Here is a 25745-nt window from a genome sequence, read left to right on the forward strand (position 1 = left end):
AGTTATTTTCGAGAAGCAATCACGCCACTACTATTGCTTGAATCTAAGTTGGTTAATTCCTTTCTATTATTACGTACTTCTTTAATTAATTCTTTTTTATCTTCCTTATAACTTTTGGCAATGTAATGATTGGTAATTGCCCCTGCCACGCCAAAACCAAAACCAACGCCTAAACCAATGCCTATATTTTTAAACTCACCTGCAAAAGTCCTTGTTCCCCAATATGTCATTCTTTCAGCTTGAGCATAAGTTCCTCCCTGATCAATCACTTCCCTAATAATAGTTCTGTTTTGGTTGGTGATGACCTCTACAGCCTCTAAACTACCTTTACCTCCTCCTGCAACAGCACCAGCAATTTGATCTCTGGTTGCACTACTAATCTCGCCTTCTAAATCTTCTTCAGATGAGGCACCTTCATTCGTTAAGGCATCGGTATAGCGACCTTTTTTAAAATCATAGTTACCAGTAGCATAATCATAAGTACCAGTAGCAATTCCTAAAGATGTACCTAACGGATCTGCCAATCCGCTAAACCCACTTACAAAACCCATCCATAACTGTTGTTCTAAATGAAGGTTTATTTCCTCATTGTTGTTTTTGGCGAATTTATCAGCCGCCATTTGAGCAATTACAGGACTTATGAACGGCTGTAAAATTCCACCATTGATGCAATTCAACATGGATTTTTGCAAGATGGCATTTTGCTTATTAAAGGTAACTTTATTATGATAATTTTCCCATTTGCTACCACTTTCCAAAGTACAATCGCAGGCATGGCCACTGGTAAAAAGTCCAACTACTGCCTTAACAGGCTCAACCAACATGGCTGCTGCACCTGCAACGGCAAGAGAACCAACAATTACACCGGTAGCAGTACTAGAAGCAGCGGCTGCCATACCTGCTAATATTACCCCCGCTGCTCCACCAGTGCCTACAACAGCTGCTACTACTATTACTGCAGCTGCAACGCACAAAATTCCAACTGCGAGCCCTGTAAACATTGCACCTAAGCCATTCCAAAATTTAGCAGGAGATTTACAAACAAAGGTTGCACTTAGTTTTTTATCTTCTATGTTGAGCCATAGCGCTCCTTTAGATGAAAGAACTGTTCTGGCGCTTCTCGTCATTCCTAACTGTTGCGGTGATGAAACAGTCATCATCGTACAGTTAATCTTTACACCTGAGGGAAGATATGAACTACTCATTAATTTATCCTCCTGATTTTATAATCCACAAATACTTCTATATTATTTTTTACAACCTCATTGATTGTCATTTGTGCATCTAATAGTACTTCATCAGCTTGGTCGTAGCTGATTTGAATTCGATGGGTGAAATCATAACCATCAAATTTAAAACCGATGCGGGGTTTATATCTAAGGTCATAAATTTTTTCAAAGTCATTTATATTTAAATTTTTTCTGTTTAAACTACCGGATTTAAGTATAGTTATAGTTTCTGGAGTTTCGCTCGAGATCGTATTCTCAAAATCCAATTCAATGGGCAGCCTATCAAAAAGCTGCGAATAATAAAGCTTGGTATTATTATTTACCGTAAAGTTTTTTGATACAAGATATCGATCAAAAAATAGGTCGAAAAAAGGCCGGATTTGAAAATCCTGAATTAAATTTTCCTGAATGAACTGAGGTTCTGTATTATTCAGATATATAAAAATGCTTTTCTTCATTTCATCAGATTGAATGAACGATGTATTTTTTATAACATCTTTCTTAAAAGAATCCCAGTTTTCCCTAATTTGTTCAATATTTTCTATTTTATCAATTTTTCCATTAATTGGATTTACTGCGATCAAAGCATTACTTTTTATTAAATCAATCTTACTCATCAGATCGAAACTATCCTGTAAATATTCCGGTTGGATTTTTACTATTTGATCAACAAGTTTTACATCTACTAAAAGCTGATTTTCCTTAATTATTTTTTCAACCGTATACTCCAATTTTGTATCCGCATGGTTTTCAATTATACCATCAACTTTTATAACAACTAATTGTTCACTACGATACCTTGCTTTACCTGCTTTAAAACTGTTATCAGCTATTTTTTGTTTAGTTGTACTTTCAACATCCTGATGAGTTCTAATTTCAACAGGCTGCTCATCATCAAAAAATTTAAATCTGCTCATAATTAATTAATATCTACTTGACTACCTGTTATTGTTTGAACCCCAGTTGATGTTTGCGAAATGGTTGTTTTAGAATCAATCACAATGCCATTGCTCGCTTTCGAATCTATGTTTTTCGTATCAATAGTTACTGCAGTGGTGGCATTTTTACCAATGTTAACAGCATCGCCCGGCTTCTCACCTGCATTTGCGTTAATCACCTGCGTACCCTGAATATTGATTACCTTACCAATAATATCAATCGTTCCATCCTTTTTCATCGTAATACTACTTAAACCCGTCTTAATTACTATCTTCTCAGCAGATTCTGCTGTAATCAATCCTGGTCCGTTTTCAATCTTCACAAGGTTTGCCGCATTTGTACCCAGGTTCAGTGCATGGTTTAGATCATCAAAACTTAAAGCACTTCCCTTTCTTGAAGTCATGCCCTTAATGTTACTATTTTTAAATCCTTTACTATCTCCACTCTTTCCATGGTAAACACTACCCATTACTACAGGCCTGGCTACATTACCTTCTTCGAATGCAATTACCACCTGGTCGCCTTTTTCAGGAATGACATGGAAACCCCTGTTTTTTCCGGTATCGCCGCTACCTGCATTGGGGCTAACAACCCTTAACCATTCAGTAGGGTCGTTGGTTTGACATTCCCATTTAAATTTCACTTTAATCCGGCCCTGCCCTTGCGGATCGTCGTTATCAACCACATCTGCCAGCTGCATATCCGAATGTGGTTTCTCATAATTTTTAACCATCAAACGTTCAGTTGTAGCTACTAAGCCTTCGAAAGTGTTGCTGTATTTGCCTGTTCCATCTATTTGGTGATTGATGGAGGTAATTAAAAACTTCCCTAGGCTCTCTGTTGCAAAAGCCAGCTCTTTCCTGATACTCATGGTTATTTCGGCAATGCTTCCTATAGTGAGTAACGCATTATCGCCACCTGCATTTATCTTTAATAGTTCGCTAATATGTGCTTTTTCCTCATTTTCTACATGTCTTTTGATATCATTGCCATTATCAACCCGAATTAATGAAGGTTGATTAAAGGTTTTGCTGTACATCGAATTAGAGGCCTTAATGGCATGCGCCAGATCAGGATTTCCGTCAGCTTTACCACTACTTTCACTATGCAGCATTTCATCCTGCTTAGGATTATAGGCAAAACGCTTATATTTTATCGGCGAAACTTCCATGGCATATTGCAGGTTATGCACATCGCGACCATAAAAGAGTGCTATTTCTTTCTGATCGTTAGGCTTGCCAAAATTAAGCTGCCTGCCATCATAATAAAACCACTCATGGTATTCACCTGAAAGGCGGTTTAAGAATGCAAAATCACTCTCCCGGTATTGTATAAGGTAATCAATCGCAGCTTTTCTGGAAGCGTTGGTTACAATTGCCAGGTCGTTAACAGGTGTATCTTTGGTAGCGAGTTTTACAATAGTATCTAGGTCTTTATCCAGGTAAGAACCCAGATCCGGTCCGCGGTCGATTAATATGGTAGGGCTATAGCCACTAATAATTAAAACACCATGATAGCCATGGCTCTGCGAAAGCTCTACCTTGGTAACCAGGCCGGTAAAATATTGCAGGTTTTCTGGAGAATGCCCAAAAGATGCAGTTAGGGTTTTGCCCACGAAATTGCGGCTGTCATCCAAGCTGATCAAACCTGGGGCACCCAATTGATCGTGGTTAAAATGAAGCTCAAAATAATGGTGCTGATTGAAAGATTGTAAAAGATTAAAAGAAGTAAAATGAGCTATTGCTGTATCTTCTATACTGATTTCTACGATAAGTTTGTTTTCCATAGTGTAGTGTATTCATTTACTTTAATGGTAGCGTAATTGGCTACATTTTTTTATATATCGCAATTTTATAAAGACCAGGATAGAAGTGCACTTCAAATTGCTTTCCTGCTGCATTTCTTTTAGGTGAAGCCTCTATGTTTTTTTTAGTGTAAGGATGTACTTCTATAGTGTTTTCTTTTTTTAGATAACCATTACCGATCATGGCATCGATATCGTTGGGCCGTACATGGATACAGCCGTGTGATTCTGCCAGCTGGAAGATCCTTCCTGAAGAAGTTGCAGCTTCATCAGGCGGGGTGGTATGGATAAAATCACCCATAACATATTCTTTTCCGTTCATTTTCCGATCGTTGTTCATATCCTTGAAATACTTTATGGAAACATGTCCAAAATCATTAAACAACCATTTGGTTGGGATGGGAGAATTGGGATAAAGATCGCGCTGGTATTTGAGCACTGCATTTGTAACTCCACGCTGATCATTTCTATATTTTCCCCATTGTGCATTTACATCAGTTAACTTTTTCCAGATACCCATATATTTCACCATCACGATGTTTCCACTTATCTTGATTTCGGTTCCCCAGGATATGCCTGACCACATGGCATAACGACCATAACTAACATGTTTTTCTATGCTTTTGATGACAAACCTGCCAGCGGTTGTAGAGGTTTGAGAATGACCATCGTCTCCCATTTTAACATTGGAAGGGCCGCCATGTGCATCATATTCTTTAATTTTTACGAGCGTATTCATTGTTGTTTATCTATATTTTAAAACCTCAACCATGGTAACCTGGGCAAGCTCAAGCTTTTCATTATTGTTAAAGGTTAACTTTATCGATGTATAGGCATTTAGATTTATCTCAACGGGAAGCGGTTGTTCAGTTACGCCGATTGTAGGTTTCTCTTTTTTAATGTTCCCAAAATGACGTGTAAAATCACCTACACGTAATGAATCGCTAATAAATTTTGGCAGCAACAATATAGCTCCAGCACCTATATGGCTTGCATTGTTATTTTGATATGATTGAACGATGATATTTTGAGCATTTTTATTCTGTTCACCCTTATAAATACTGAGTGGTAATTTATTTGCGAACGATTTGTTTAATGATATGATATTGGATTCGTTAAATCTGTTTAAAGGAATCTTTGCCACTGAATCAGTATAGGAAAGAAATAGATCTGTAACAGTTATTTTTCCTGCTATCTGATTATTATTTGTTTTATGCTGTTTATGATCACCATTACAACCTACAAAACAGGCAGATAATGCATATAATAAAACAAAAAGTATATTAAAACGAAAATATAACGGCATAATTTACATGTTAGAGGTTTAAAAATTGCAGGGAGAATAGCGATTGATGTTAAGCAGGAAGATTATTTAACCTAACACTTCAATTAAGCATTAGTAATAATCAAAGTTTTCGCTTTTCTTATAATTTTGGTACCGCGCGTTGTAAAAAAGGAACTTCAAAATTATTTACATCACAGATATAAACGTTGATATAATAAATTAACATGAAATCTTTGTCAGGAAAACTGTGTTCAGTTGTGAGAGCCATAATTTAAATCTAATTGTTGCGATGTAGTTGACAACTACAATTATCACAAACCAAATATCAGGCCAACAAAATAAAATATATTTAATTGTGGGTTTTTAAAATCAGTAATTGGGCGAAAATCAGTTTAAATGACGCGCTAAGGAACAAATCGACGAAGATTAAACTTTATAAGCATGTGGAAAAGTTCAAGATATTGAAGATTAAAATTTACATTTATGTCATACTAAAAAGTAAAATATTATACAATAACGTGATATTTGATTAAACGTTGAAGCCGTTTGATTGAGTTAAAGCCTGCACCATTTGATACAATTTCAATTTATATACCCAGGGCTTAAAAAAGTTTTTTAGGCTTATACGGAAATTTAATCCATACCTTTCTTTAGAAAGCAAAGGCTGTGGTGCTTGGCAATGTTAATCCCGCCATTTGATCATACGCTTTCAGGCCTTAAGCACAGGCCGGTATCCGCAATGTCGGGTTTAGATTGAGCGTTTGCCGCACAAAACCAACCAACCTAAACCCGGTAGCAGCGGGCACACTCCTGATTTTTTCTATCAGGAGCGTAAAGCGGATAACGGGACTACCGGAACCGATTGAAACCGAACCCTGATTTTCAAAACCTAAAAAATGAGACTGGAGATAGTTGATTCACACCAAACCTTACACTCCTAAAAAACTAAAAACCCCGCAAGGTTTTGAACCTGCGAGGTTGATATAAAAAATATAAAGTTAATTAGGTTAATCTATTTGCTGGTCTTTCTTATTTATAAAAAAGTAAACCGGAACGCCCAGTAATACAATCAAAAGCCCAGGCCATGTATATTGTTGCTTATAAATTAAAAGCAATACACAAAAAGCTGCACCGATTAATAAATAAATAATTGGTGTAACCGGATATAACCAGGTTTTATATGGCCGTTCTAAATCAGGTTGTTTTATCCTTAAATAAATTACGCCAAAAACGGTTATCATATAAAAGAGTACGATTACGAAAGAGATCATATCTAAAAGATTGCCGTACTGACCGCTTAAGCATAATGCCGATGCCCAGATTCCCTGCATCCAAAGTGATTTTTCAGGCACGCCATTTTTGTTATTTTTAAGTGCTGCTTTAAAAAACATCCCATCTTTTGCCATGGTTTGAAAAACCCTTGCACCAGCCAGCACAATTCCATTTACGCAACCGAAAGTAGAAATCATCACCAATAAGGCAATTACAATCGTTCCAATTCCGTTACCAAAAATTTGTTCAGAAGCTGCAACAGCAACACGGTCGTTAAGTGCAAAAGCAATACTATCTCTGTTTAAAGTGTTCAGGTAAATAAAATTCACCAATAAATAAAGAATCATTACCGCCGAAGTACCTAAAACCATTGAGCGTACTACGTTTTTTCTTGGGTTTTCTATTTCTCCGGAAACAAATGTTACATTCTCCCAGGCAACGCTAGAGAATACTGATCCTACCATTGCAGCGGCAATTCCACCCATTATTGTCATTCCGGAAATAGATTCCCAACCAGATTTCAAAAAATTACCGCTTGGATCTGTTTTAAGGTTACTGAATGCGCTCCACCCAAATTTCATATTATCTGCCCAAAAACTGTTTTTCACTAAAAGAAAGCCTAAAATTATTAAACCTATTAAAGCGATAATTTTGGATCCTGTAAAAATATTTTGCAACCATTTCCCACTTTCCACACCTTTAGTATTGATATAAGTTAAAAGCAGAATTACCCCTATGGCTACAATCTGTATCCAGGTAATTTTATATCCACCACTTTGAAAAATGGGAGCTGCATCATTTAAAGCAGGAATCAGATAGGCTGTAAATTTGCCAAATGCAACTGCAACTGCAGCTATAGTACCAGTTTGAATTACGGTAAAGAGACCCCAACCATAAAGAAATCCCATCATTTTACCGAAAATTTCTTTCAGGTAAGTGTATTGTCCGCCAGCTTTAGGAAACATAGAAGAAAGTTCTCCATAAGAAATCGCAGCTGCAACTGTCATTACCCCGGTGATAATCCAAACCACAATCAACCAGTAACCAGAGCCTAGGTTCCGCATGATATCGGCACTAACAATAAAGATCCCACTTCCGATCATTGAGCCCATTACCAGCATTGTGGCATCGAAAAGACTTAATTTTCTTTTAGAAGGTTCATCTTCTTTTTGAATTTCCATTTTAGTTTAAGTTTAGTTTGTGGCTAATTTATTTAAAAAAACGAAATTGTAAGGCATTTTTATGCCAGCAAATTTTTATTCACTTGTGTGGCGAAAATTTTATCACAAGAAAAATATTTTATTAACTTGCTAGATATAAGTGCATAGCTTAAAGCGAAGTGATTATGAAGGGTGAAACAATAGCCTTATTTAAACAGTTCACTAAATAAACAACAATCAACTAACCAAATATAAATCAATTATTAACTATGGATTTTTTACAAAACAATTTAATTTACTGTATTCCGGCACTGGGCCTTGTTGGAATTATAGTTATGATGGTTAAAAGTGCCTGGGTAAATAAGCAGGATGCCGGCGATAAAAACATGCAAGAGCTTGCCGGCTATATTGCTGATGGTGCAATGGCCTTTTTAAAAGCCGAATGGAGGGTATTGAGCATTTTTGCCGTTTTTACAGCAGCATTATTGGCTTATTCCGGAACAATTACCGAAATCAAAGGTGTACCGATGCATTCGAGCTGGATAATTTCCATATCTTTTATTATTGGAGCCGTATTTTCTGCAACCGCAGGTTATATCGGAATGAAATCTGCCACAAAAGCCAATGTAAGAACCACACAAGCGGCCAGAACCAGTTTAAAACAGGCATTAAAAGTTTCTTTTACCGGCGGTACGGTAATGGGCCTAGGCGTTGCCGGACTTGCTGTTTTAGGTTTAGGTGGATTATTTATCGTTTTTTTACAGCTATTTCATGTTACCAGTGCCAATAGTGTAGAAATGAGAACCGCTATTGAAGTGTTAACAGGTTTCTCTTTAGGAGCCGAATCAATAGCCTTATTTGCGCGTGTAGGTGGCGGTATATACACTAAGGCTGCCGATGTTGGTGCCGATTTAGTGGGCAAAGTTGAAGCCGGAATTCCTGAAGATGATGTACGTAACCCTGCAACAATTGCCGATAACGTAGGCGATAATGTTGGTGATGTTGCTGGTATGGGTGCCGATTTATTCGGTTCTTATGTAGCCACAATTTTAGCCACAATGGTTTTAGGACAAGAAATTACTGTAACTGATAAATTTGGCGGCATGTCGCCCATCTTATTGCCAATGGTAATTTGTGGATTGGGCATTTTATTTTCGATTATTGGAACCTGGTTTGTAACCATTAAAGATGAAAAATCGAATGTACAAACAGCATTAAATTTAGGCAACTGGTCATCAATCCTGATTACTGCAATAGCTTCCTTCTTTATTGTAAAATGGATGTTGCCAGAAACACTTAAACTCCGCGGATATGAGTTTTCGAGCATAAATGTATTTTACGCCATTATTGTTGGTTTAGTAGTGGGTACGATTATGAGCATTGTTACCGAATATTTTACTGCCATGGGCAAAGGGCCGGTAAATTCCATTATCCAACAATCTTCAACAGGGCATGCTACAAATATTATTGCAGGTTTGGCTGTTGGAATGAAATCGACAGTTATCCCAATTCTGGTTTTGGCAGGCGGTATCATGTTATCATACCATTTTGCCGGTTTATATGGGGTTGCCATCGCCGCAGCAGGAATGATGGCCACAACAGCCATGCAACTGGCCATTGATGCTTTCGGACCAATAGCGGATAATGCAGGTGGTATTGCAGAAATGAGTCAGTTACCGCCAGAAGTTCGCGAACGTACCGATAATTTAGATGCTGTGGGCAATACAACAGCTGCTACCGGAAAAGGATTTGCCATAGCATCTGCTGCATTAACTTCGCTGGCCTTATTCGCCGCCTTTGTAGGCATTGCCGGTATTACTGCAATTGATATCTATAAAGCACCTGTTTTGGCCGGTTTATTTGTTGGAGGGATGATTCCTTTCATTTTTTCTGCCCTTTGTATCCAGGCTGTTGGAAAAGCCGCCATGGATATGGTTCAGGAAGTTCGCCGCCAGTTTAGGGAAATTCCAGGCATTATGGAGTATAAAGCGAAACCTGAGTATGAAAAGTGTGTAGCCATATCAACCAAAGCATCTATCCGCGAAATGATGATGCCAGGTGCAATTGCTTTAATCACCCCTATTATTATCGGTTTTACCTTTGGCCCCGAAGTTTTAGGCGGTTTATTGGCAGGTGTAACTGTTACAGGCGTGTTGATGGGTATCTTCCAAAGCAATGCAGGCGGTGCATGGGACAACGCCAAAAAATCTTTCGAGCAAGGTGTAATGATTAATGGAGAAATGCACTATAAAAAATCAGAGCCACACAAGGCTTCTGTAACCGGAGATACAGTTGGCGACCCTTTTAAAGATACTTCGGGGCCTTCAATGAACATTTTGATCAAATTAATGTCTATCGTTTCACTAGTTATTGCTCCATACATCGCAGTTAAGGCAATTGCAAGCGATCATAAACAAGAAGTTCGCAAAGAAATCCGGATTGAACAAAAAACCGATGCTTTGGGCAACCTAAAAACCGACACTTTATTAAATACAACCGATACTTTAAGCCGTTAGTTGTAAAATCATAGATATAATAATAGTAAAAGGGATTTTTAACCAAAATCCCTTTTACTTTTCCGTAATTTTTAATTACGTTTGGAGCTGAATTAATCTAAACAAAAACTATAATATGGGTTTATTTACTAAAAAGCCAATGCATCTATTGCTTGAAGAAGCAGGTGATTCAGGCAAAGGCTTAAAGCGTACACTTAGTGCAGGAGCATTAGTAGCTCTGGGTGTTGGCGCAATCATTGGTGCTGGTCTATTTGTGCGTACTGCAGCTGCAGCCGCCCAAAACGCAGGTCCTTCGGTTACAATCGGATTCATAATAGCGGCAATAGGCTGTGCCTTAGCTGGATTATGCTATGCTGAATTATCATCTTCAATTCCAATTTCAGGTAGTGCATATACTTATACTTATGCTACAATGGGCGAGTTGATGGCATGGGTAATTGGTTGGGATTTAGTATTGGAGTATGCAGTTGGAGCAGCAACAGTAGGTATTGCATGGAGTGAATATTTAAATAAACTTTTGGTAGAGGTATTGCATATGTCTCCCATACCTTACGAATGGTGTCACTCCCCTTTTCAGTCGCATCCTGATGGTACTGTTAACGGTATTCTAAATCTTCCGGCTTTATTTATTGTAGGCTTGCTAAGTTTACTTTTAATTAAAGGAACTTCAGAATCTGCTTTTGTAAACGGTATTATCGTAATCACTAAAGTAGGTATCGTAATTTTAATTATTGTTTTAGGTTGGGGCTTTATTCACGAAGCCAACCACCATCCATACATTCCAGAGGCTACAACTTATGTAGATCATGCAGGTATCAGCCATAGTTTTGGTGGTTTCTGGGGAGTTATTGGTGCAGCCGGAACAGTGTTTTTCGCCTTCATCGGTTTCGACGCCGTAAGTACCGCAGCTCAAGAAACTAAAAACCCTAAAACAGCTATGCCAATTGGTATTTTAGGTTCATTAGCAGTTTGTACAATATTATATATCTTATTTGCACACGTTTTAACAGGTATTGCTCCGGTAGAATTTTTCAGGACAAAAGGTGGCGAAGCTTCAGTTGTTGCTGCAATAAGTGAATACATGACTGGTTATAGCTGGTTATCTAAATTGGTAACTGTAGCTATTTTAGCAGGTTTTTCTTCTGTAATCCTGGTGATGTTATTGGGCCAAAGCCGCGTATTTTATTCGATGAGTAAAGATGGTTTATTACCAAAAATGTTTAGCGATCTTCACCCTAAATTTAAAACACCTTTTAAAGCCAACCTTGTTATTTTGGTAATTGTGGGTTTATTTGCCGCATTTATTCCTGGTGATGTTGTTGGTGATATGACCAGTATTGGTACTTTATTTGCCTTTATGCTAGTTTGTGTTGCGGTAATTATCTTAAGAAAAACAGATCCGGATCTTCCACGTCAGTTTAGAACTCCTTGGGTGCCTATAATTCCAATTCTTGGTGTTGCTGCCTGCGGATTAATGATACTTGGCTTAGGTTGGACCAACTGGTTAAGGTTATTTGGCTGGTTAGCTTTAGGTTTCATTATTTATTTTGGATACAGCAGAAAAAATTCTCATTTGAGAGACGTAAAATAAAAATTTTTCTAAAAATTATAAGCCCCGATGAAAGTCGGGGCTTTTTTTATGTTAAATAATTGTTAATAAAACTACCTTTGCAAAAAATTGATAACATGAACCGTCATTTTGCAAGATATAAAAAAGTATATTTCCTGATCGTTGCATTCCTACCGCTGTTTTCTTCAATAAGTTACGGCCAAAGAACAATTAACGATGTAATGGATTCTACAACAGTTAACCATTTGCTCATTATATCAAAAAAATACGGCTCGTTATCTTTCAGCGGATATTTACAACCGCAATTTCAGGTTGCTCAATCAAACGGTACGCAGGCAGAATATCAGGGTGGAAATTTTGGAGAGTTTACTAATAACCGATTCAGACTGAGAAGGGGCCGCCTAAGGGCCGATTATATGATGTTAACTGATGATGGCAGTCCTTCTACTTACTTTGTACTCCAGTTTGATGGAACTGAACAAGGGGTTGCCATTCGGGATTTTTGGGGACGTTATTATGAGAATGAATGGAAAATTTTAGCGGTAACTTTAGGCCTTTCCGGTCGTCCTTTTGGTAACGAGCTTCAGCTGTCATCTTCCGTTAGGGAAGCACCAGAACGTGGCCGGATGTCGCAGATTTTAATGAAAACTGAACGTGATCTTGGTGTAACGTTTAGTTTAAATCCCCGTTGGAAGGATGCCAGGCTTAAAAATTTTGTATTTGATTTCGGTATTTACAATGGGCAGGGCCTCGCAGGTGCAGGAGAATTTGATAACAGCAAGGATTTTATCTTTAGGTTAAGCCATAAAACCTATGCATTTAACACTTTTACCATAGCTGGTGGTATAAGTACCCTACAAGGTGGATTAAACCACCGCTTGCCTGTAAGTTATAAAATGAACCAAATAAACGATCAATGGAGAATGGTGAAAGATTCGTCGGTTAATACCGTTAATAAAGTTGCCCCACGAAGATATTATGGTGCCGACATCCAATTGGCAACTAAAACCAAAAGCTGGAAATCGGAATTAAGAGCAGAGGTGGTATCTGGTTTACAAACGGGGACTTCAACAACATCAACTACACCTGGCTCTTATCCTGTGGACAATAAATCGATCGCTTTGCCATACTATACCAGAACCTTTAATGGTGCTTACCTTACTTTTGTGCAAACCCTTAACAGTACCGATAATCAAATTATTTTAAAATACGATTGGTACGATCCGAATTCGAAAGTAAAAGGACTCGATATTTCAAGCGATCGTGGCCTATCTCCTGCTGATGTGCGTTTTGATACTTTTGGTTTTGGCTTTCTGCATCATTTTAATCCACATTTTAAAGCGGTTCTATATTACGATATCATTAAAAACGAATCGACCAAAATAGAAGGCTATACCGCTGATAGAAAAGACAATGTGCTCACTTTAAGAACACAGTTCTATTTCTAATAAATACTTACACAATTGAGGAATTGAAACAAATTCCGCTACCTTTGCTTAAAATTGCTCCGCTATGAAATTCGATTTTATGACGTTCAACTTAAGCCAGATCCTATCTACTACGATGGTACTTTTTGCTATTATAGATATTTTAGGAGCCATTCCTGTGGTAATCGAATTGCGCAGAAAAGCAGGTCATATCGAATCAGAAAAAGCATCACTTGTGGCTACAGGCTTAATGATCCTCTTCTTATTTGTAGGCGAATCTTTATTAAAGGTAATCGGATTAGATGTAGAATCTTTCGCCATTGCAGGTTCATTCGTGATCTTTTTTATTGCCATGGAAATGGTTTTGGGTCTTACCATTTTCAAGGAAGAGGCCCCAGAAACGGTGTCTATTGTTCCATTGGCTTTTCCACTAATTGCAGGAGCTGGTACAATGACCACGCTACTTTCGCTAAAAACAGAATACCATACGCAGAATATATTGGTGGGTATAATTCTTAATATGTTGTTTGTATATTTTGTATTGAAAAATACCAACAGGCTGGAGAAGCTTTTCGGCAAATCTGGATTAAATATTCTACGTAAAGCCTTTGGCGTAATTTTATTGGCTATCGCGATTAAGTTGTTTAGAAATAATACAGGGCTTTAGGGATTATTCAAAGATTCGTCATCTTGACCTGTAACGCAGCGGAAAGGTACACATTAAATTTATTTCAGGGTCTATCTTGCAGAAAAGATGCTGAAATTCAGCATTACGATCGAGGGAAATAACGTTTAAAATGACAATCCCTCAATCAATCTGTAACAATAATTCCGTATATTCATCTAATAATAAAGCTTATATTATGAACAGCTTTGAAGAATATACCTTAATTATTGGAGCCATTGCCCTTTTAATAGAAGCAGTGAAATACTTCAAAAAGAATTTCAAATCCTGGTTTGAACATACCTAGCGACTATAAATCGATCGTCATGCTGAATTTATTTCAGCATCTATATTTTAAGACCCTGAAATAAATTCAGGGTAACGAACCGAGTGATTAATCCTGGCTTTTCTTAATTAACCTGGCTACAAACATTGTATCAGCATTTTTTTCATAGCCTTTAATCAATTCCATTTCTTCCAATTCTAAAGGCAAGGTATCGATCATATGCTGTACAACTGCTTCATTTTCGGCCTCGAAGGCAGAACAGGTAATATAAATTAAAGGCTTGCCCGGTTTTAAGTATTTTACAATGTTTTGTACAATACCTTTCTGAATGGCAGCAAATTGATTGATTTTACGTTCTTCGAAGAAACTGAGCATTTCTGGTGTTCTACCCCAGGTACCTGAGCCGGTGCAAGGGGCATCTAAAATGATCCCGTCAAACTGATAATGGTGCAACACCTGATCGTTATTTTGTAAAAGATCCAATTCTTTTTTATGGTATTTTTTAATTCCCGCAAGGCGAAAACGCTCATCAAGGTTCAAAAGTACACTTTCACGCAAATCAGAAACCAAAAGCTCAATTACTGATTCAAAACTATGTAGAAGTAATGTTTTACCGCCTGATGCTGCACAGCAATCCCACCATTTATCCCATTTATTTGGTTTAAAATATTCGCCGGTATGTTGTGAAGATAAATCCTGAACCTGGTAACTCCCCTCTTTTAAAACAGTTTCTAATTTAGTTCCATTGGGTAAAGCCAGGGCAGTTTCGGAAATCGCTTTAACAGTAATATTCTCATTTTCCAGCTTACTAATAACCTCTGTAGCATCTTCAGCTGCCACCCTGATAAAAAGATCAGGTTGTTTAAAAAAGGAGGTAAAAAATGCTTCTTTGTCAACATCACCCGAAAGTGCTGTAGAGAAAGGATAAACCTGTTCCAGCTCAAAATCTGGATATTTGCTTTTAACCAGGGTTAATTTCTGCTCAAGAGGTAATGTAATATGTTCTTTTAACTGAGGCAGATTCTGCTCAACAATCAGGCTAAGGGTATCATGACATAAGAAATCGGCAATACTTAGCCGCTCTTCCTGCGGAAGGGTTGATAAAGCCTTCCCAAGCCTGAAAAAACTATATATATGACGGGTTGCCCATCTCCTATCTGATGAACCCATCTGTTTATGCTGTTTAAAATAAGCAGGCAAAAAGCGATGCAAGGGCAAACTGCCATCGTAATTATTTAAAATCTGTTCAAAGGCTCTTAACTGATGGTCTGCTCTCATGCAATAATTAAATGGAAGAAATGTAGATTATTCAACTGGGTTTAGCGCGAAGTTTTTAAACTTCAGTAATATTAAACTGGTGTTAATATAACCTAATTTTTCATCATGAATAAATGAAAAATTATTATGTAGTCCTTTATATTTATCTTTTACGATATAGTCTTTATATTCTTCTCCATGGTTCGCCAATAGCTTAGCAAAATAATAGCCGATATCGAAACCTTTAAAAGCATATTCACCAGGTTCGAAACCATATTTATACCGGTATTTTTTGATAAAAGTAACTACGGCACTGCTTTTATAATCTATTTTGTAAGATGAACTTATAATGGTATTTAAATTTTGCAATTTATCAGTAGGAAAATTCTGTTTCACCCAATTTGGATGTCCAAATAAATTGATATTATATCCTCCTGTTGGCAGATTTTTTAATTTATAAAGTTTTTCGATGGTGGGCAGCACAAAAGCGCGGTCGGATGATGTAACCACAACTACATATTGCTTGCCTTTAATCATTTTCGTTTCAAAGGTGTAAGCTGAGGCATATTCCTGCACCACAAACTTTGTACTGTTTTTAAGATAATTTCTTACCGGGGCTGCAAACTGTTCATCTTCCGATTTTTTAGGGTTAATTATCACCACTATAGTATTGGCTGGATTAAAACTTTTAGCAATGTAAGAGGCTACTTTCTTGCCATGCAGGCCAATGTTATTTACAATTGAAACCAGGTTGGGATTATTAAATTCAGTAGGTTCAGTAGCGGCTAAAGGCGATACGATAAGCGCATTATTTTCTTTTGAATAGGTAGAAATAAATTTTAAACCCTCAGGAAAAACGGGGCCGATAATGATATTGCTCTCTTTAAACCTTTCGTTTTTGTACAGTGTAGAAATATGAGCGTTATCATCCTGGGTATCGAAAACATTCAGTTTAAAATTTAAGCCCTGGGCAGCTGCAGAATCGAGCCCCAATTTAAAGCCCTGGTAAAAATCGATAGGCATGGCATATTTCTCAATATCAGCTTTTGTAGCGGTTTTTAAATTCAGTTCATCGAGCTTAAAAGGAACAAGTAAGGAAACACTTGCCTGCGAAAACTTTTTGATCGGCTTTTTATCGGCAGGCTTTTCTTTTTCTTCAGGTTTTTTAGTTTCTGGTTTGGGAGTCCTAATTTTAGGTGAACAAGCACTTAAAATTACAGTAAACAAAATTGGCAACCAATAAACCTTTTTAAAATTCATACCTATCATTTTTAACAAAATATGCTAGCAAAGTTTATTCCACCTTGCTAGCATTACATTTATTTTATGCAGTTTAGACAGAAATTCCAAACTGAAAACTCACCACTGAATTATTCCCACTCGATTGTTGCAGGTGGTTTAGAGCTGATATCGTACACTACTCTATTAATTCCTTTCACTTTATTAATGATTTCGTTAGAGATTTTAGCCAATACCGGATAAGGCAAATGGCACCAATCAGCAGTCATACCATCAAGTGATTCCACTGCTCTTAAAGCAATTACATTTTCGTAAGTACGTTCATCGCCCATTACGCCTACTGATCGTACCGGTAAAAAGATTGCACCGGCCTGCCATACCTGATCGTAAAGACCTGCCTCTTTTAAGTTATCGATATAAATTTTGTCGGCATCTTGTAAAATAGCCACTTTTTCGGGCGTTACCTCTCCAATAATGCGGATACCTAAACCGGGACCAGGAAACGGGTGACGGCCTAAAATAAATGATTCTAAACCTAGAGTGGTACCTACTCTTCTTACTTCATCTTTAAACAAAGTTTTAAGCGGCTCTACAACCTTAAGTTTCATAAAATCTGGCAAACCACCTACATTATGGTGTGATTTAATGGTAGCCGACGGGCCTTTTACTGAAACAGATTCGATAATATCAGGATAGATTGTACCTTGTGCCAACCACTTTACATCTTGAATCAGATGAGATTCTTCATCGAAAACCTCAATAAACACCCGACCAATAATTTTACGTTTTGTTTCAGGGTCTTCTACGCCAGCCAACTGACTTAAGAATTTATCTTTCGCATCAACTCCCTTAATGTTTAAGCCAAAATCTTTGTACTGTTCTAAAACACTTTCGTATTCGTTTTTACGCAATAAACCATTATCTACAAATATACAGTGAAGGTTTGTGCCGATGGCTTTATGCAAAAGGACCGCTGCAACACTACTATCTACACCGCCTGAAAGTGCTAAAACAACTTTGTCGTTACCTACTGTAGCTTTAATATCAGCAATTGTAGTTTCAACAAAAGCAGCAGAAGTCCAATCCTGGCTACATCCACAGATATCTACCAAAAAGTTTTCCAAAAGGATTTTTCCATCGGTACTGTGTGTTACTTCAGGGTGAAACTGGATGGCATAAGTATCAGAATCTTTAATATGGTAAGCTGCTACTTTAACGCTATCGGTACTGGCAATCAGCTCAAAATTCTCAGGAATATCGGTAATTGTATCGCCATGACTCATCCATACCTGTGAATCGATATTGATGCCTTTAAATAATTTATTCTCCTGATTAACGAAATTCAAATTTGCACGGCCGTATTCGCGGGTTGACGAGGCCTGTACATCGCCACCAGAATGTTGGGCAATGTATTGTGCACCATAACAAACAGCCAATAATGGATATTTTAAGTGGTATTTAGCTAATTCGATTTGAGGAGCATCTTCCTGGCGAACAGAATATGGACTACCCGAAAATATAACCCCTTTTACATCAGGCGTAATTTCAGGAAGATTGTTATATGGATATATTTCACAGTAAATATTTAGTTCGCGAACCCTACGAGCGATGAGTTGTGTAAATTGCGAACCAAAATCGACGATAATGATTTTTTCTTGCATCCGCAAAGGTAGCAATTAGATACGAGATTTGAGAGGGGAGATTTGAGATTTTTAGAGGAAAAGCTAAGAGATTAGCGCATTGAGCCTGGCGGTAATTAAACGTAAAAAATAAATCAACTACAGTTTGAATTGAACAATTGCCGTTTAGCTCCAGTTAATCAATTTAAGCAGTTAAACCGATTAACCAATAGCAAATGAACCAATAAAACCTCTACGATTCAATCAAAACGACTTCCACCCCAAATTTCCTTAAAAAATCTACTCCTTCATCACTTGGCAAGCCTTTGTATGCTGCGTACGATTTCGAATAGTACACGAGTTTAATTCCGGAAGACAAAATTAACCTTGCACAGGCAATACAAGGCGACAAAGTGGTATATAAAGTACAACCTTCTATCTTCGATCCATTTTTTGAGGCATAAAGGATTGCATTTTCCTCAGCGTGTAAGGCTAAGGAACAACTTCCTTTACTGTCTCTGGCGCAGCCATGCTCTGGCCATTCCTCATCGCAGTTATGCGTACCTGCTGGCGGCCCATTATAGCCGATGGAAATAATGCGGGTATCTTTCGTTAAAACGGCACCTACATGTGCGCGCACACAATGTGAGCGGGCAGCCAAATCGGTGGCTAGGTTCATAAATATGGTATCGAAACTTGGTTTATCTGTCATGTAAAAAATCAAAAAAGCCACAGCAAGTGAATTGCTGTGGCTGCAAAATTAGTTTATTATAAATTAATGTCCGCCAGAAAGTTTCTTATCGAAAGATATTCCTTGTGATCTTAAAATACCACTTACTTTCCAGGCATAAAAAGCCAGGTAAGAGAAACAGATTATACCCACAACATAACTGTATTGGATACCTGTAAATTCAGATACAGCACCCTGTGCCCAACTGATAATACCACCGCCCATAATCATCATAATTAGAAAACTACTACCCTGACTGGTATGTTTGCCCAATCCGCTTACGGCTAAAGTAAAAATACAAGGCCATAAGGTGCTGCAAAACAAACCTACACTGGTAATTGCGTAAACACTTGTCATCCCAGTAGTAAACATCCCGATTAATAAAGCAGTAATCCCAATAGCAGAGAAAATTAATAACATTCTCGCCGGATTGCCTTTACTGGCCATATCGGCACCAATTAACACTAAAATAATTAAACCGTACACATAAAATGGTGCAAGATCATGTTTTGCAATGGCGTTAACCGCTAAGAAAATACCAAAAGCCAGGTATGGTGCAATAAAACGCAACACTTTTTGCGTACTGATGTTATCGGTAAAGGCTTCAACAGCACCGGTCCAACGGCCAATCATCATGCTTGCCCAATATAAAGAGATATATGGAGCAATATCTTTAATCGCAAAGCCTAAATCTTTCTCCATGTAAGCAGGTAAGTTACTGGCAGTAGAAACTTCAACACCAACGTAAACGAAGATGGCAATCATACCTAAAACCAACTGTGGATATTTCAACGCTGACCCCTTAATCGATTTAGTATCATCAACTGACGCTTCTACCAATGCAGGTTTATCAGGTAACGACGACATTTTTAAGAAAATAGCAACTGCAATAAACGCAACACCTAAAATCAGGTAAGGAATTTTAACACTTTCTATACTTATATTGGTTGTAGCATTGGCAGCAGAACCGAAAATGGCAAAACTTACAATAAGCGGCCCGATAGTAGTACCAAAATTATTAATACCGCCAGCCAGAGTTAAACGTTGAGAACCCGTAGTAATCGGCCCTAATGCAATTGCCAATGGATTGGCCACCGTTTGTTGTAAGGAGAAACCCAGCGCCACAATAAACAAGCCCGAAAGCATTAAAGGAAACGAATGCAGATTTGCTGCCGGATAAAACAATAATGTTCCAAGTGCAGAAATAACCAAGCCAAGCGCAAGCGAATTTTTATAGCCAAGCTTATTTACAATATCCTGCCCGATAAGTACAGAAATACCGTTGTAAATTAAAGCACCCACGGTATAGGCAATATAAAATGCCAACGATACCAATTGGCTTTCTGCTTGGGATAAATCAAAAGCTTTTTTAAATACAGGTATTAAAATATCGTTACTGGCGGCAACAAAGCCCCAGAAAAAGAATACCGTGACCAAAGGAATAAATTGCCCCCATTTGGTTTGTGTTTGTTCTGAACTCATTTTTTAAATCTAGTTTTAGTGGCTCTAAACATAAATAAAAAAAAATGAAAACCAGTAAATTTTATGCAACCCGTGCAACAAAAATAAATGTTATATGTTTAGGTATAAAATTGCATATTCGCATATTATAAACAATACAATGCATGTTTGAAGCCATATTACTAGGAATAGGAGCAGGGATTATTTCGTCGTTTTTAACAGGGCCGGTATTTTTTGCAATGATCAAAACCAGCATAGAGAGAGGCTTCAAAGCTGGATTTTCTTTAGCCGTTGGCGTGATTATCAGTGATATAATCCTCATCGCACTTGTGCTTTTTGGAAGCCAGTTTCTGGATTATCAAGCCGAATTTGATAAATATGTGGGCACCATTGGGGGCCTTTTTTTGTTAGCAGTAGGCATTTATTACCTCGTTTCTAAAATTACTGTAAATTACGACAGCTCTACCCTGCAAAAGGTAAGCAAACGCGGGTATGTGATTAAAGGATTTCTAATGTGCATCCTCACTCCCTCTACCCTAATGTTTTGGATAATTGTAAGTGGAATTATCTCAGTTAAGCTGAATAACATGCTTAACGAGAAATTAGTATGCTTTTTTATTGCCATGGCCACACAACTTAGTATCGATGGCGCAAAGAGTTTCTACTCTAGTAAACTCCGTTATAAAATTAAAGAAGACGCATTAAAAAAATTGAATAAAATTGCCGGTGTGGTTATTATCTTCTTTGCCTTCTGGTTAATTATTAAAACTTATTTAAAGTTTTACGCATAATATATTGCGTTCTCAGCTTGGATCTGCCTATAAGATTTAGGTGGTCTAATATTTTTAGAAAAGCAAGTGCAGTACCACAATTATCGTTAGTCCTGCCAATGCTACAAGTCCTCGGCAAATGAAGAATTTACCTCCGGGCTTTCCGCTAATGTCAGGTTTAGGTAGGAAAAGATTGTTACCTTTTTTGATGGTCACTTTGAGCGGAGTCTAAGGACTCTTCTCTGCATAGGAAGCTACAATTTGTGTCTTCGTGCCCAGCGCTAAACAGGGGCTCGAAACTCTTCTTTTCTCTGTGCAAACTCGATGTTCTCAGTGGTAAAAAACAAAAAAAAATAGCCCATATAAATATGAGCTATTTTGTTATCCAAGTGCTTTTTAGGGAATACCTTAGTAAGCTCTTTGGTTATTTCCTTCTTTCCAGTTAACGAAAGCTTTGTTTACTACTTTATTACCACCTGGAGTAGGATAATTTCCTGAGAAATACCAGTCTCCTTTGTTTTTCGGACAAGCCTCATGTAAATTTTCCAAGCTCTGGTAAATCACCTCAACTTCTGCTACAGTACCTTTAGGCGTAATAATTTGTGCAATTTTTGCTGAAATTTCTTCAGGTGTAAAAGGTTTGTAAATTTCTTTAACGTGGTTTACAATTTCTTCTTTGGGTAAAAGTAACGAAGCTTTACATTTGGTGTAAACATCTTCGATAACCTGCCACATCCCGCGTTCGGTAAGCAACTGAATAGCTGCATCGAAAGCCACAAATTGGCCCATTCTACTCATATCAATACCATAACAATCAGGGTAACGAATTTGAGGTGCTGAAGAAACAATAATAATCTTTTTAGGGTGTAAACGGTCTACAATTTTAATGATACTTTGCTTAAGCGTAGTACCACGAACAATAGAATCATCTAAAGCCACTAAAGTATCCTGATGGTTGTTGATGATGCCATAAGTAGTATCATAAACGTGAGCCACCATTTCACTACGGTCAGCATCCTGGGTAATAAACGTTCTCAGTTTAACATCTTTAACTGCAAGTTTTTCAACCCGTGGTGCAAGCGACAATAAATCGTCTAACTGCTCATCAGTTAATTGTTCTTTTCTATGTAGTAACGTTTCTTTTTGATGATTGCGCACATAACGTTGCACACCATCAACCATTCCGAAAAAGGCAACTTCTGCCGTATTTGGAATAAATGAGAATACCGTATTTTTTAAATCGTAATTAACAGCCTGAAGAATTTTATCACTCAACAAACGGCCCAGCTGTTTACGTTCGCGGTAAATTTCAACATCACTTCCTTTAGAGAAATAGATGCGCTCAAACGAACAAGATAATCTTTCGGTAGGCTCGCGGAACTGCTCCATGCTCACCTCTCCATTTTTCTTAATAATTAAAGCATGCCCTGGATCGATTTCCTTAACATCTTTAAATTGAATATTAAATGCAGTTTGTAATGCTGGCCTTTCTGAAGCCGCTACAACAATCTCATCATCATAATAATAATATGCCGGACGGATACCTGCCGGATCGCGCATGATAAACGAATCGCCATTACCCACCATACCACAGATCGAATAACCTCCATCCCATGTTTTGGCTGAACGGCGAAGAATGTTAGCAATATCTAAATTATCGGATATTTTATGTGTGATCGCAACATTATCATGCCCTTCTTTCTTATACTGGTCGAAAAGCTCCTGATTTTCATCATCTAAAAAGTGACCGATTTTTTCCAATACGGTTACAGTATCTGCTTTTTCTTTCGGGTGTTGACCTAGCTCGTACAATTGCTCCAATAATTCATCAACATTCGTCATGTTGAAGTTACCTGCAATAACCAGGTTACGCGTCATCCAGTTGTTCTGCCTTAAAAAAGGGTGGCAATTTTCGATGCTGTTTTTACCATGTGTACCATAACGCAAATGGCCCATTAACACCTCGCCTATAAAGCTTACGTTGTTTTTGAGCCATTCTGTATCCTGCATTAATTCAGGGGTATTTTCTTGGATATCGACAAATTTGTTCTGCACATATTCGAAGATATCAGCTACCGCATTAGATGCCATGCTCCGGTATCGGCTAATGTACCTACTGCCGGGTTTCATATCCAGTTTAATGGTGGCAATACCTGCGCCATCCTGGCCCCGGTTATGCTGTTTCTCCATTAAAAGGTATAATTTGTTAAGGCCGTAAAGTGCTGTACCGTACTTTTGCTGGTAGTAAGAAAGTGGTTTTAACAGGCGAATAAAAGCGATTCCGCATTCGTGTTTTATCTGATCACTCATTGTGTGGGTTTGAAGCCGCAAAGTTATCCTTTTAAACCATTACAACCTAAACAAAAATGCTTTCTTTTAAGATGATGAGTTTAAACTGACAGATGCCCTTAAATGTAGGATAAGTTGCGTTTGTAACTTAATATCGCGCATCATTATTATAATATTAATAAATAAAGCGCATAGTTAGTGTAAAATTGACACTTATGTTAAAGCATATTGACTTAATAGCCAGTTAAACAGGATTTGGATTTGTAATTTAATCTAGAAAAATAGATGCTGAAACAAGTTCAGCAGGACGTACTTAGGATAGCATTTAGCAGGGACATTTAACAAAATAGATACAGATAAAAGTTTAGAAGGATTCAGATTAGAAGAACAGTTAGCCGATGGAAGTAAGCAAAATAGATGCTGAAACAAGTTTAACAGAATGGTATTTAGGATATCATTTGCCAGAGACTTTTAAAAAAAGATACGGAAAAAGGATTAGAAGGATGCAGATCAGAAGAACAGTTAGCCGATGGAAATAAGCAAAATAGATACTTAAACAAATTCAGCAGGATGCATATAGGGAATTAACCGATTAACGGCACTACATTTTACCCGATTTTAGTGCTTCTCCAAAAAATATCGAAGCGTGTTCATCAAAAGCATCAGGATCACCACTGGTATAAAATTGTCTTTCTCCTTGTTTAGCTAGTTTTTGTTCGATTTCAGGATGTCTTTCCAAATAATCGACCAAACTCTTAGCTACAATTTCACCTTGTGTTAAAACGTTGATATGATCGGGAAATACTTTTTTCAGTTTTGGCATTAACAAAGGATAATGTGTACAGGCCAATAATACACAATCGATATCTTCAGATTGACTAAGTAACTGACTGCAATATTCATTAATAAAAAAGTCTGCTCCTGGTTGTAAATGTTCGTTATTTTCAATCAAAGGCACCCACATCGGGCAGCTTTGCTGATATACCTCAATTTCTGGAAAAAATTTATTAATTTCTAAAAGATAGGATTGAGAATTCACCGTTCCTCTTGTTCCCATTACACCAACTTGTTTGGTACTAGTATATCCGTTTATAACTTCTGCAGTAGGCCTTATCACACCTAAGACTCTCCTATCCGGATATTTTGCCGGAAGATCTTTTTGCTGTATCGTGCGTAGGGCCTTGGCAGAAGCGGTGTTACAAGCAAGGATAACTAAATGACAACCCTTCGCAAAGAGCCATTCTACACATTCTAAAGTATATTTATAAATGGTATCAAAAGAATGATCACCATAAGGCGAACGCGCATTATCGCCCAGGTAAATATAATTATAATCGGGCAGTTTATCTGCTATAGAACGGAATACGGTTAACCCACCATAACCTGAATCGAAAATACCTATTGGGGATGTACGCATTGTGTTGGGAAGTTATTGATAAATATTGAAAAGTAAAATCGTTAAAGTGGTCGTCTTCCTGAACTTGTTTCAGGATCTTACTAACAGTAAAGCCAGGCATTAAAGATGCTGAAATAAATTCAGCATGACGAAAATCCTAAAAACAAAAAAAGCGGAACTAAGTTAAACTTAATTCCGCTTTATATCTTGTACTGTTAAGGAGACTTGCGACTCCGAACTCAAACTACTTTTTAGGAGCAGCTGGTTTTGCAGCAGTTGCAGTAATGCCTAATTTAGTTTTTACTGAAGCAGTAATATCATCACCACCATCCCAGAAAACTAAATTGTTACCACCTTGTCCGTTTGCGATATCGAAAACGTAAGCTAATCCTTTTTCTTTAGCTACAGCCGAAATTGCAGTTGCAACTTTAGCCTGGATTGGTTGAAACAATTCTCCTTGTTTAGTACCTATATCTTGTGAAGCTTTAGTACGGGCATCAGTGATACGTTTTTCTAAATCCTGTAATTCTTGACCAGCAACTTGCAATTCTTTTCCTACTGATTCTTTGTTGGCTTCGCTCAAAGTTTTTTCTTTGGTTTGAGCTGCTGCCAATTTTCCCTGATATTCTTTGATCATTGCATCAATATCAGCTTGTTTTTGTTTACCTAAGGTCTCTAAAGTTGTTTGAGCTGCTTTAGCCTCTGGTAAATTTGCGAATACCTCTTCAGAATTAATGTGACCCAATTTTTGTTGTGCACTTGCCATATTCGCTGTAAACAATAAACCTGCTGCTACAAAGAATACGTTAATTAACTTTCTCATCGTTCTATT

General features: G+C 37.6%; 20 protein-coding genes. 6 read left to right on the top strand and 14 right to left on the bottom strand.

What is annotated here, in order from left to right:
* Positions 1-2: 2 nt before the first annotated feature.
* The 6 genes from ASE74_RS18520 to ASE74_RS18545 form a co-directional block, all read right to left on the bottom strand.
* Positions 3-1205, bottom strand: coding sequence for a DUF4280 domain-containing protein (locus ASE74_RS18520; RefSeq protein ID WP_055912280.1), 1203 nt, complete (start codon positions 1203-1205; stop codon positions 3-5).
* Positions 1205-2146, bottom strand: coding sequence for a hypothetical protein (locus ASE74_RS18525; RefSeq protein WP_055912282.1), 942 nt, complete (start codon positions 2144-2146; stop codon positions 1205-1207). The genes ASE74_RS18520 and ASE74_RS18525 overlap by 1 nt, the downstream gene beginning before the upstream one ends.
* Positions 2147-2148: 2 nt before the next feature.
* The gene (locus tag ASE74_RS18530; protein WP_055912283.1) at positions 2149-3954 is read right to left on the bottom strand and encodes a type VI secretion system Vgr family protein; all 1806 of its coding nucleotides are present in this window, start codon (positions 3952-3954) and stop codon (positions 2149-2151) included.
* 40 nt (positions 3955-3994) lie between these two features.
* The gene (locus ASE74_RS18535) at positions 3995-4711 is read right to left on the bottom strand and encodes a hypothetical protein (protein WP_055912285.1); all 717 of its coding nucleotides are present in this window, start codon (positions 4709-4711) and stop codon (positions 3995-3997) included.
* Positions 4712-4717: 6 nt separating this feature from the next.
* Positions 4718-5278, bottom strand: a complete 561-nt coding sequence (locus ASE74_RS18540) for a hypothetical protein (RefSeq protein ID WP_055912287.1) — start codon at positions 5276-5278, stop codon at positions 4718-4720.
* Between the two features lie 986 nt (positions 5279-6264).
* On the bottom strand, positions 6265-7710 hold the full coding sequence (locus ASE74_RS18545) for an APC family permease (protein ID WP_055912289.1): 1446 nt from the start codon (positions 7708-7710) through the stop codon (positions 6265-6267).
* A 248-nt stretch (positions 7711-7958) separates the two neighbouring features.
* Here ASE74_RS18545 and ASE74_RS18550 point away from each other — a divergent pair, with 248 nt between their 5' ends.
* The 4 genes from ASE74_RS18550 (at position 7959) to ASE74_RS18565 (ending at position 13869) form a co-directional block, all read left to right on the top strand.
* On the top strand, positions 7959-10205 hold the full coding sequence (locus ASE74_RS18550; RefSeq protein WP_055912291.1) for a sodium-translocating pyrophosphatase: 2247 nt from the start codon (positions 7959-7961) through the stop codon (positions 10203-10205).
* Between the two features lie 115 nt (positions 10206-10320).
* On the top strand, positions 10321-11796 hold the full coding sequence (locus ASE74_RS18555; RefSeq protein WP_055912294.1) for an amino acid permease: 1476 nt from the start codon (positions 10321-10323) through the stop codon (positions 11794-11796).
* Positions 11797-11891: 95 nt separating this feature from the next.
* Positions 11892-13223, top strand: coding sequence for a porin (locus ASE74_RS18560; RefSeq protein WP_200912326.1), 1332 nt, complete (start codon positions 11892-11894; stop codon positions 13221-13223).
* 79 nt (positions 13224-13302) lie between these two features.
* Positions 13303-13869: a MarC family protein gene (locus ASE74_RS18565; RefSeq protein ID WP_029274105.1), complete on the top strand. Its 567-nt coding sequence runs from the start codon at positions 13303-13305 to the stop codon at positions 13867-13869.
* A gap of 391 nt (positions 13870-14260) precedes the next feature.
* Here the strand turns inward: ASE74_RS18565 and ASE74_RS18570 are convergent, their stop codons facing one another.
* From ASE74_RS18570 to ASE74_RS18590, 5 genes are all read right to left on the bottom strand, one after another.
* Positions 14261-15430 carry an RNA methyltransferase gene (locus ASE74_RS18570; RefSeq protein WP_055912296.1) on the bottom strand — a complete coding sequence of 390 codons (1170 nt, stop codon included), beginning with the start codon at positions 15428-15430 and terminating at the stop codon, positions 14261-14263.
* A 27-nt stretch (positions 15431-15457) separates the two neighbouring features.
* Positions 15458-16669, bottom strand: a complete 1212-nt coding sequence (locus ASE74_RS18575; RefSeq protein WP_055912298.1) for an ABC transporter substrate-binding protein — start codon at positions 16667-16669, stop codon at positions 15458-15460.
* A gap of 110 nt (positions 16670-16779) precedes the next feature.
* Positions 16780-18309 (bottom strand): glutamine-hydrolyzing GMP synthase, encoded by a 1530-nt coding sequence (gene guaA / locus ASE74_RS18580; protein WP_055912301.1) that lies wholly within the window; start codon positions 18307-18309, stop codon positions 16780-16782.
* A gap of 211 nt (positions 18310-18520) precedes the next feature.
* The gene (locus ASE74_RS18585) at positions 18521-18979 is read right to left on the bottom strand and encodes a dCMP deaminase family protein (RefSeq protein ID WP_055912811.1); all 459 of its coding nucleotides are present in this window, start codon (positions 18977-18979) and stop codon (positions 18521-18523) included.
* A 63-nt stretch (positions 18980-19042) separates the two neighbouring features.
* Positions 19043-20479, bottom strand: coding sequence for an MFS transporter (locus tag ASE74_RS18590; RefSeq protein ID WP_055912303.1), 1437 nt, complete (start codon positions 20477-20479; stop codon positions 19043-19045).
* A 143-nt stretch (positions 20480-20622) separates the two neighbouring features.
* Here ASE74_RS18590 and ASE74_RS18595 point away from each other — a divergent pair, with 143 nt between their 5' ends.
* Positions 20623-21249 (top strand): LysE family translocator, encoded by a 627-nt coding sequence (locus tag ASE74_RS18595; RefSeq protein ID WP_055912305.1) that lies wholly within the window; start codon positions 20623-20625, stop codon positions 21247-21249.
* 387 nt (positions 21250-21636) lie between these two features.
* Here the strand turns inward: ASE74_RS18595 and ASE74_RS18600 are convergent, their stop codons facing one another.
* The gene (locus ASE74_RS18600; RefSeq protein ID WP_055912306.1) at positions 21637-23538 is read right to left on the bottom strand and encodes a class II glutamine amidotransferase; all 1902 of its coding nucleotides are present in this window, start codon (positions 23536-23538) and stop codon (positions 21637-21639) included.
* Between the two features lie 377 nt (positions 23539-23915).
* On the opposite strand from ASE74_RS18600, the gene ASE74_RS25260 reads away from it, so the two are divergent.
* A complete protein-coding gene (locus tag ASE74_RS25260; protein WP_235526162.1) occupies positions 23916-24056 on the top strand; it encodes a hypothetical protein in 141 nt (46 codons plus the stop codon).
* Positions 24057-24118: 62 nt separating this feature from the next.
* Here ASE74_RS25260 and murI read toward each other — a convergent pair whose 3' ends face one another.
* Positions 24119-24934, bottom strand: coding sequence for a glutamate racemase (murI, locus tag ASE74_RS18605; RefSeq protein WP_055912309.1), 816 nt, complete (start codon positions 24932-24934; stop codon positions 24119-24121).
* Positions 24935-25157: 223 nt separating this feature from the next.
* Complete coding sequence (locus tag ASE74_RS18610) at positions 25158-25736, bottom strand: OmpH family outer membrane protein (RefSeq protein ID WP_055912311.1); 579 nt, start codon at positions 25734-25736, stop codon at positions 25158-25160.
* Between the last annotated feature and the right edge of the window lie 9 nt (positions 25737-25745).

The organism is Pedobacter sp. Leaf216 (genome assembly GCF_001421515.1).
In the GTDB taxonomy this organism is placed as follows: Bacteria; Bacteroidota; Bacteroidia; order Sphingobacteriales; family Sphingobacteriaceae; genus Pedobacter.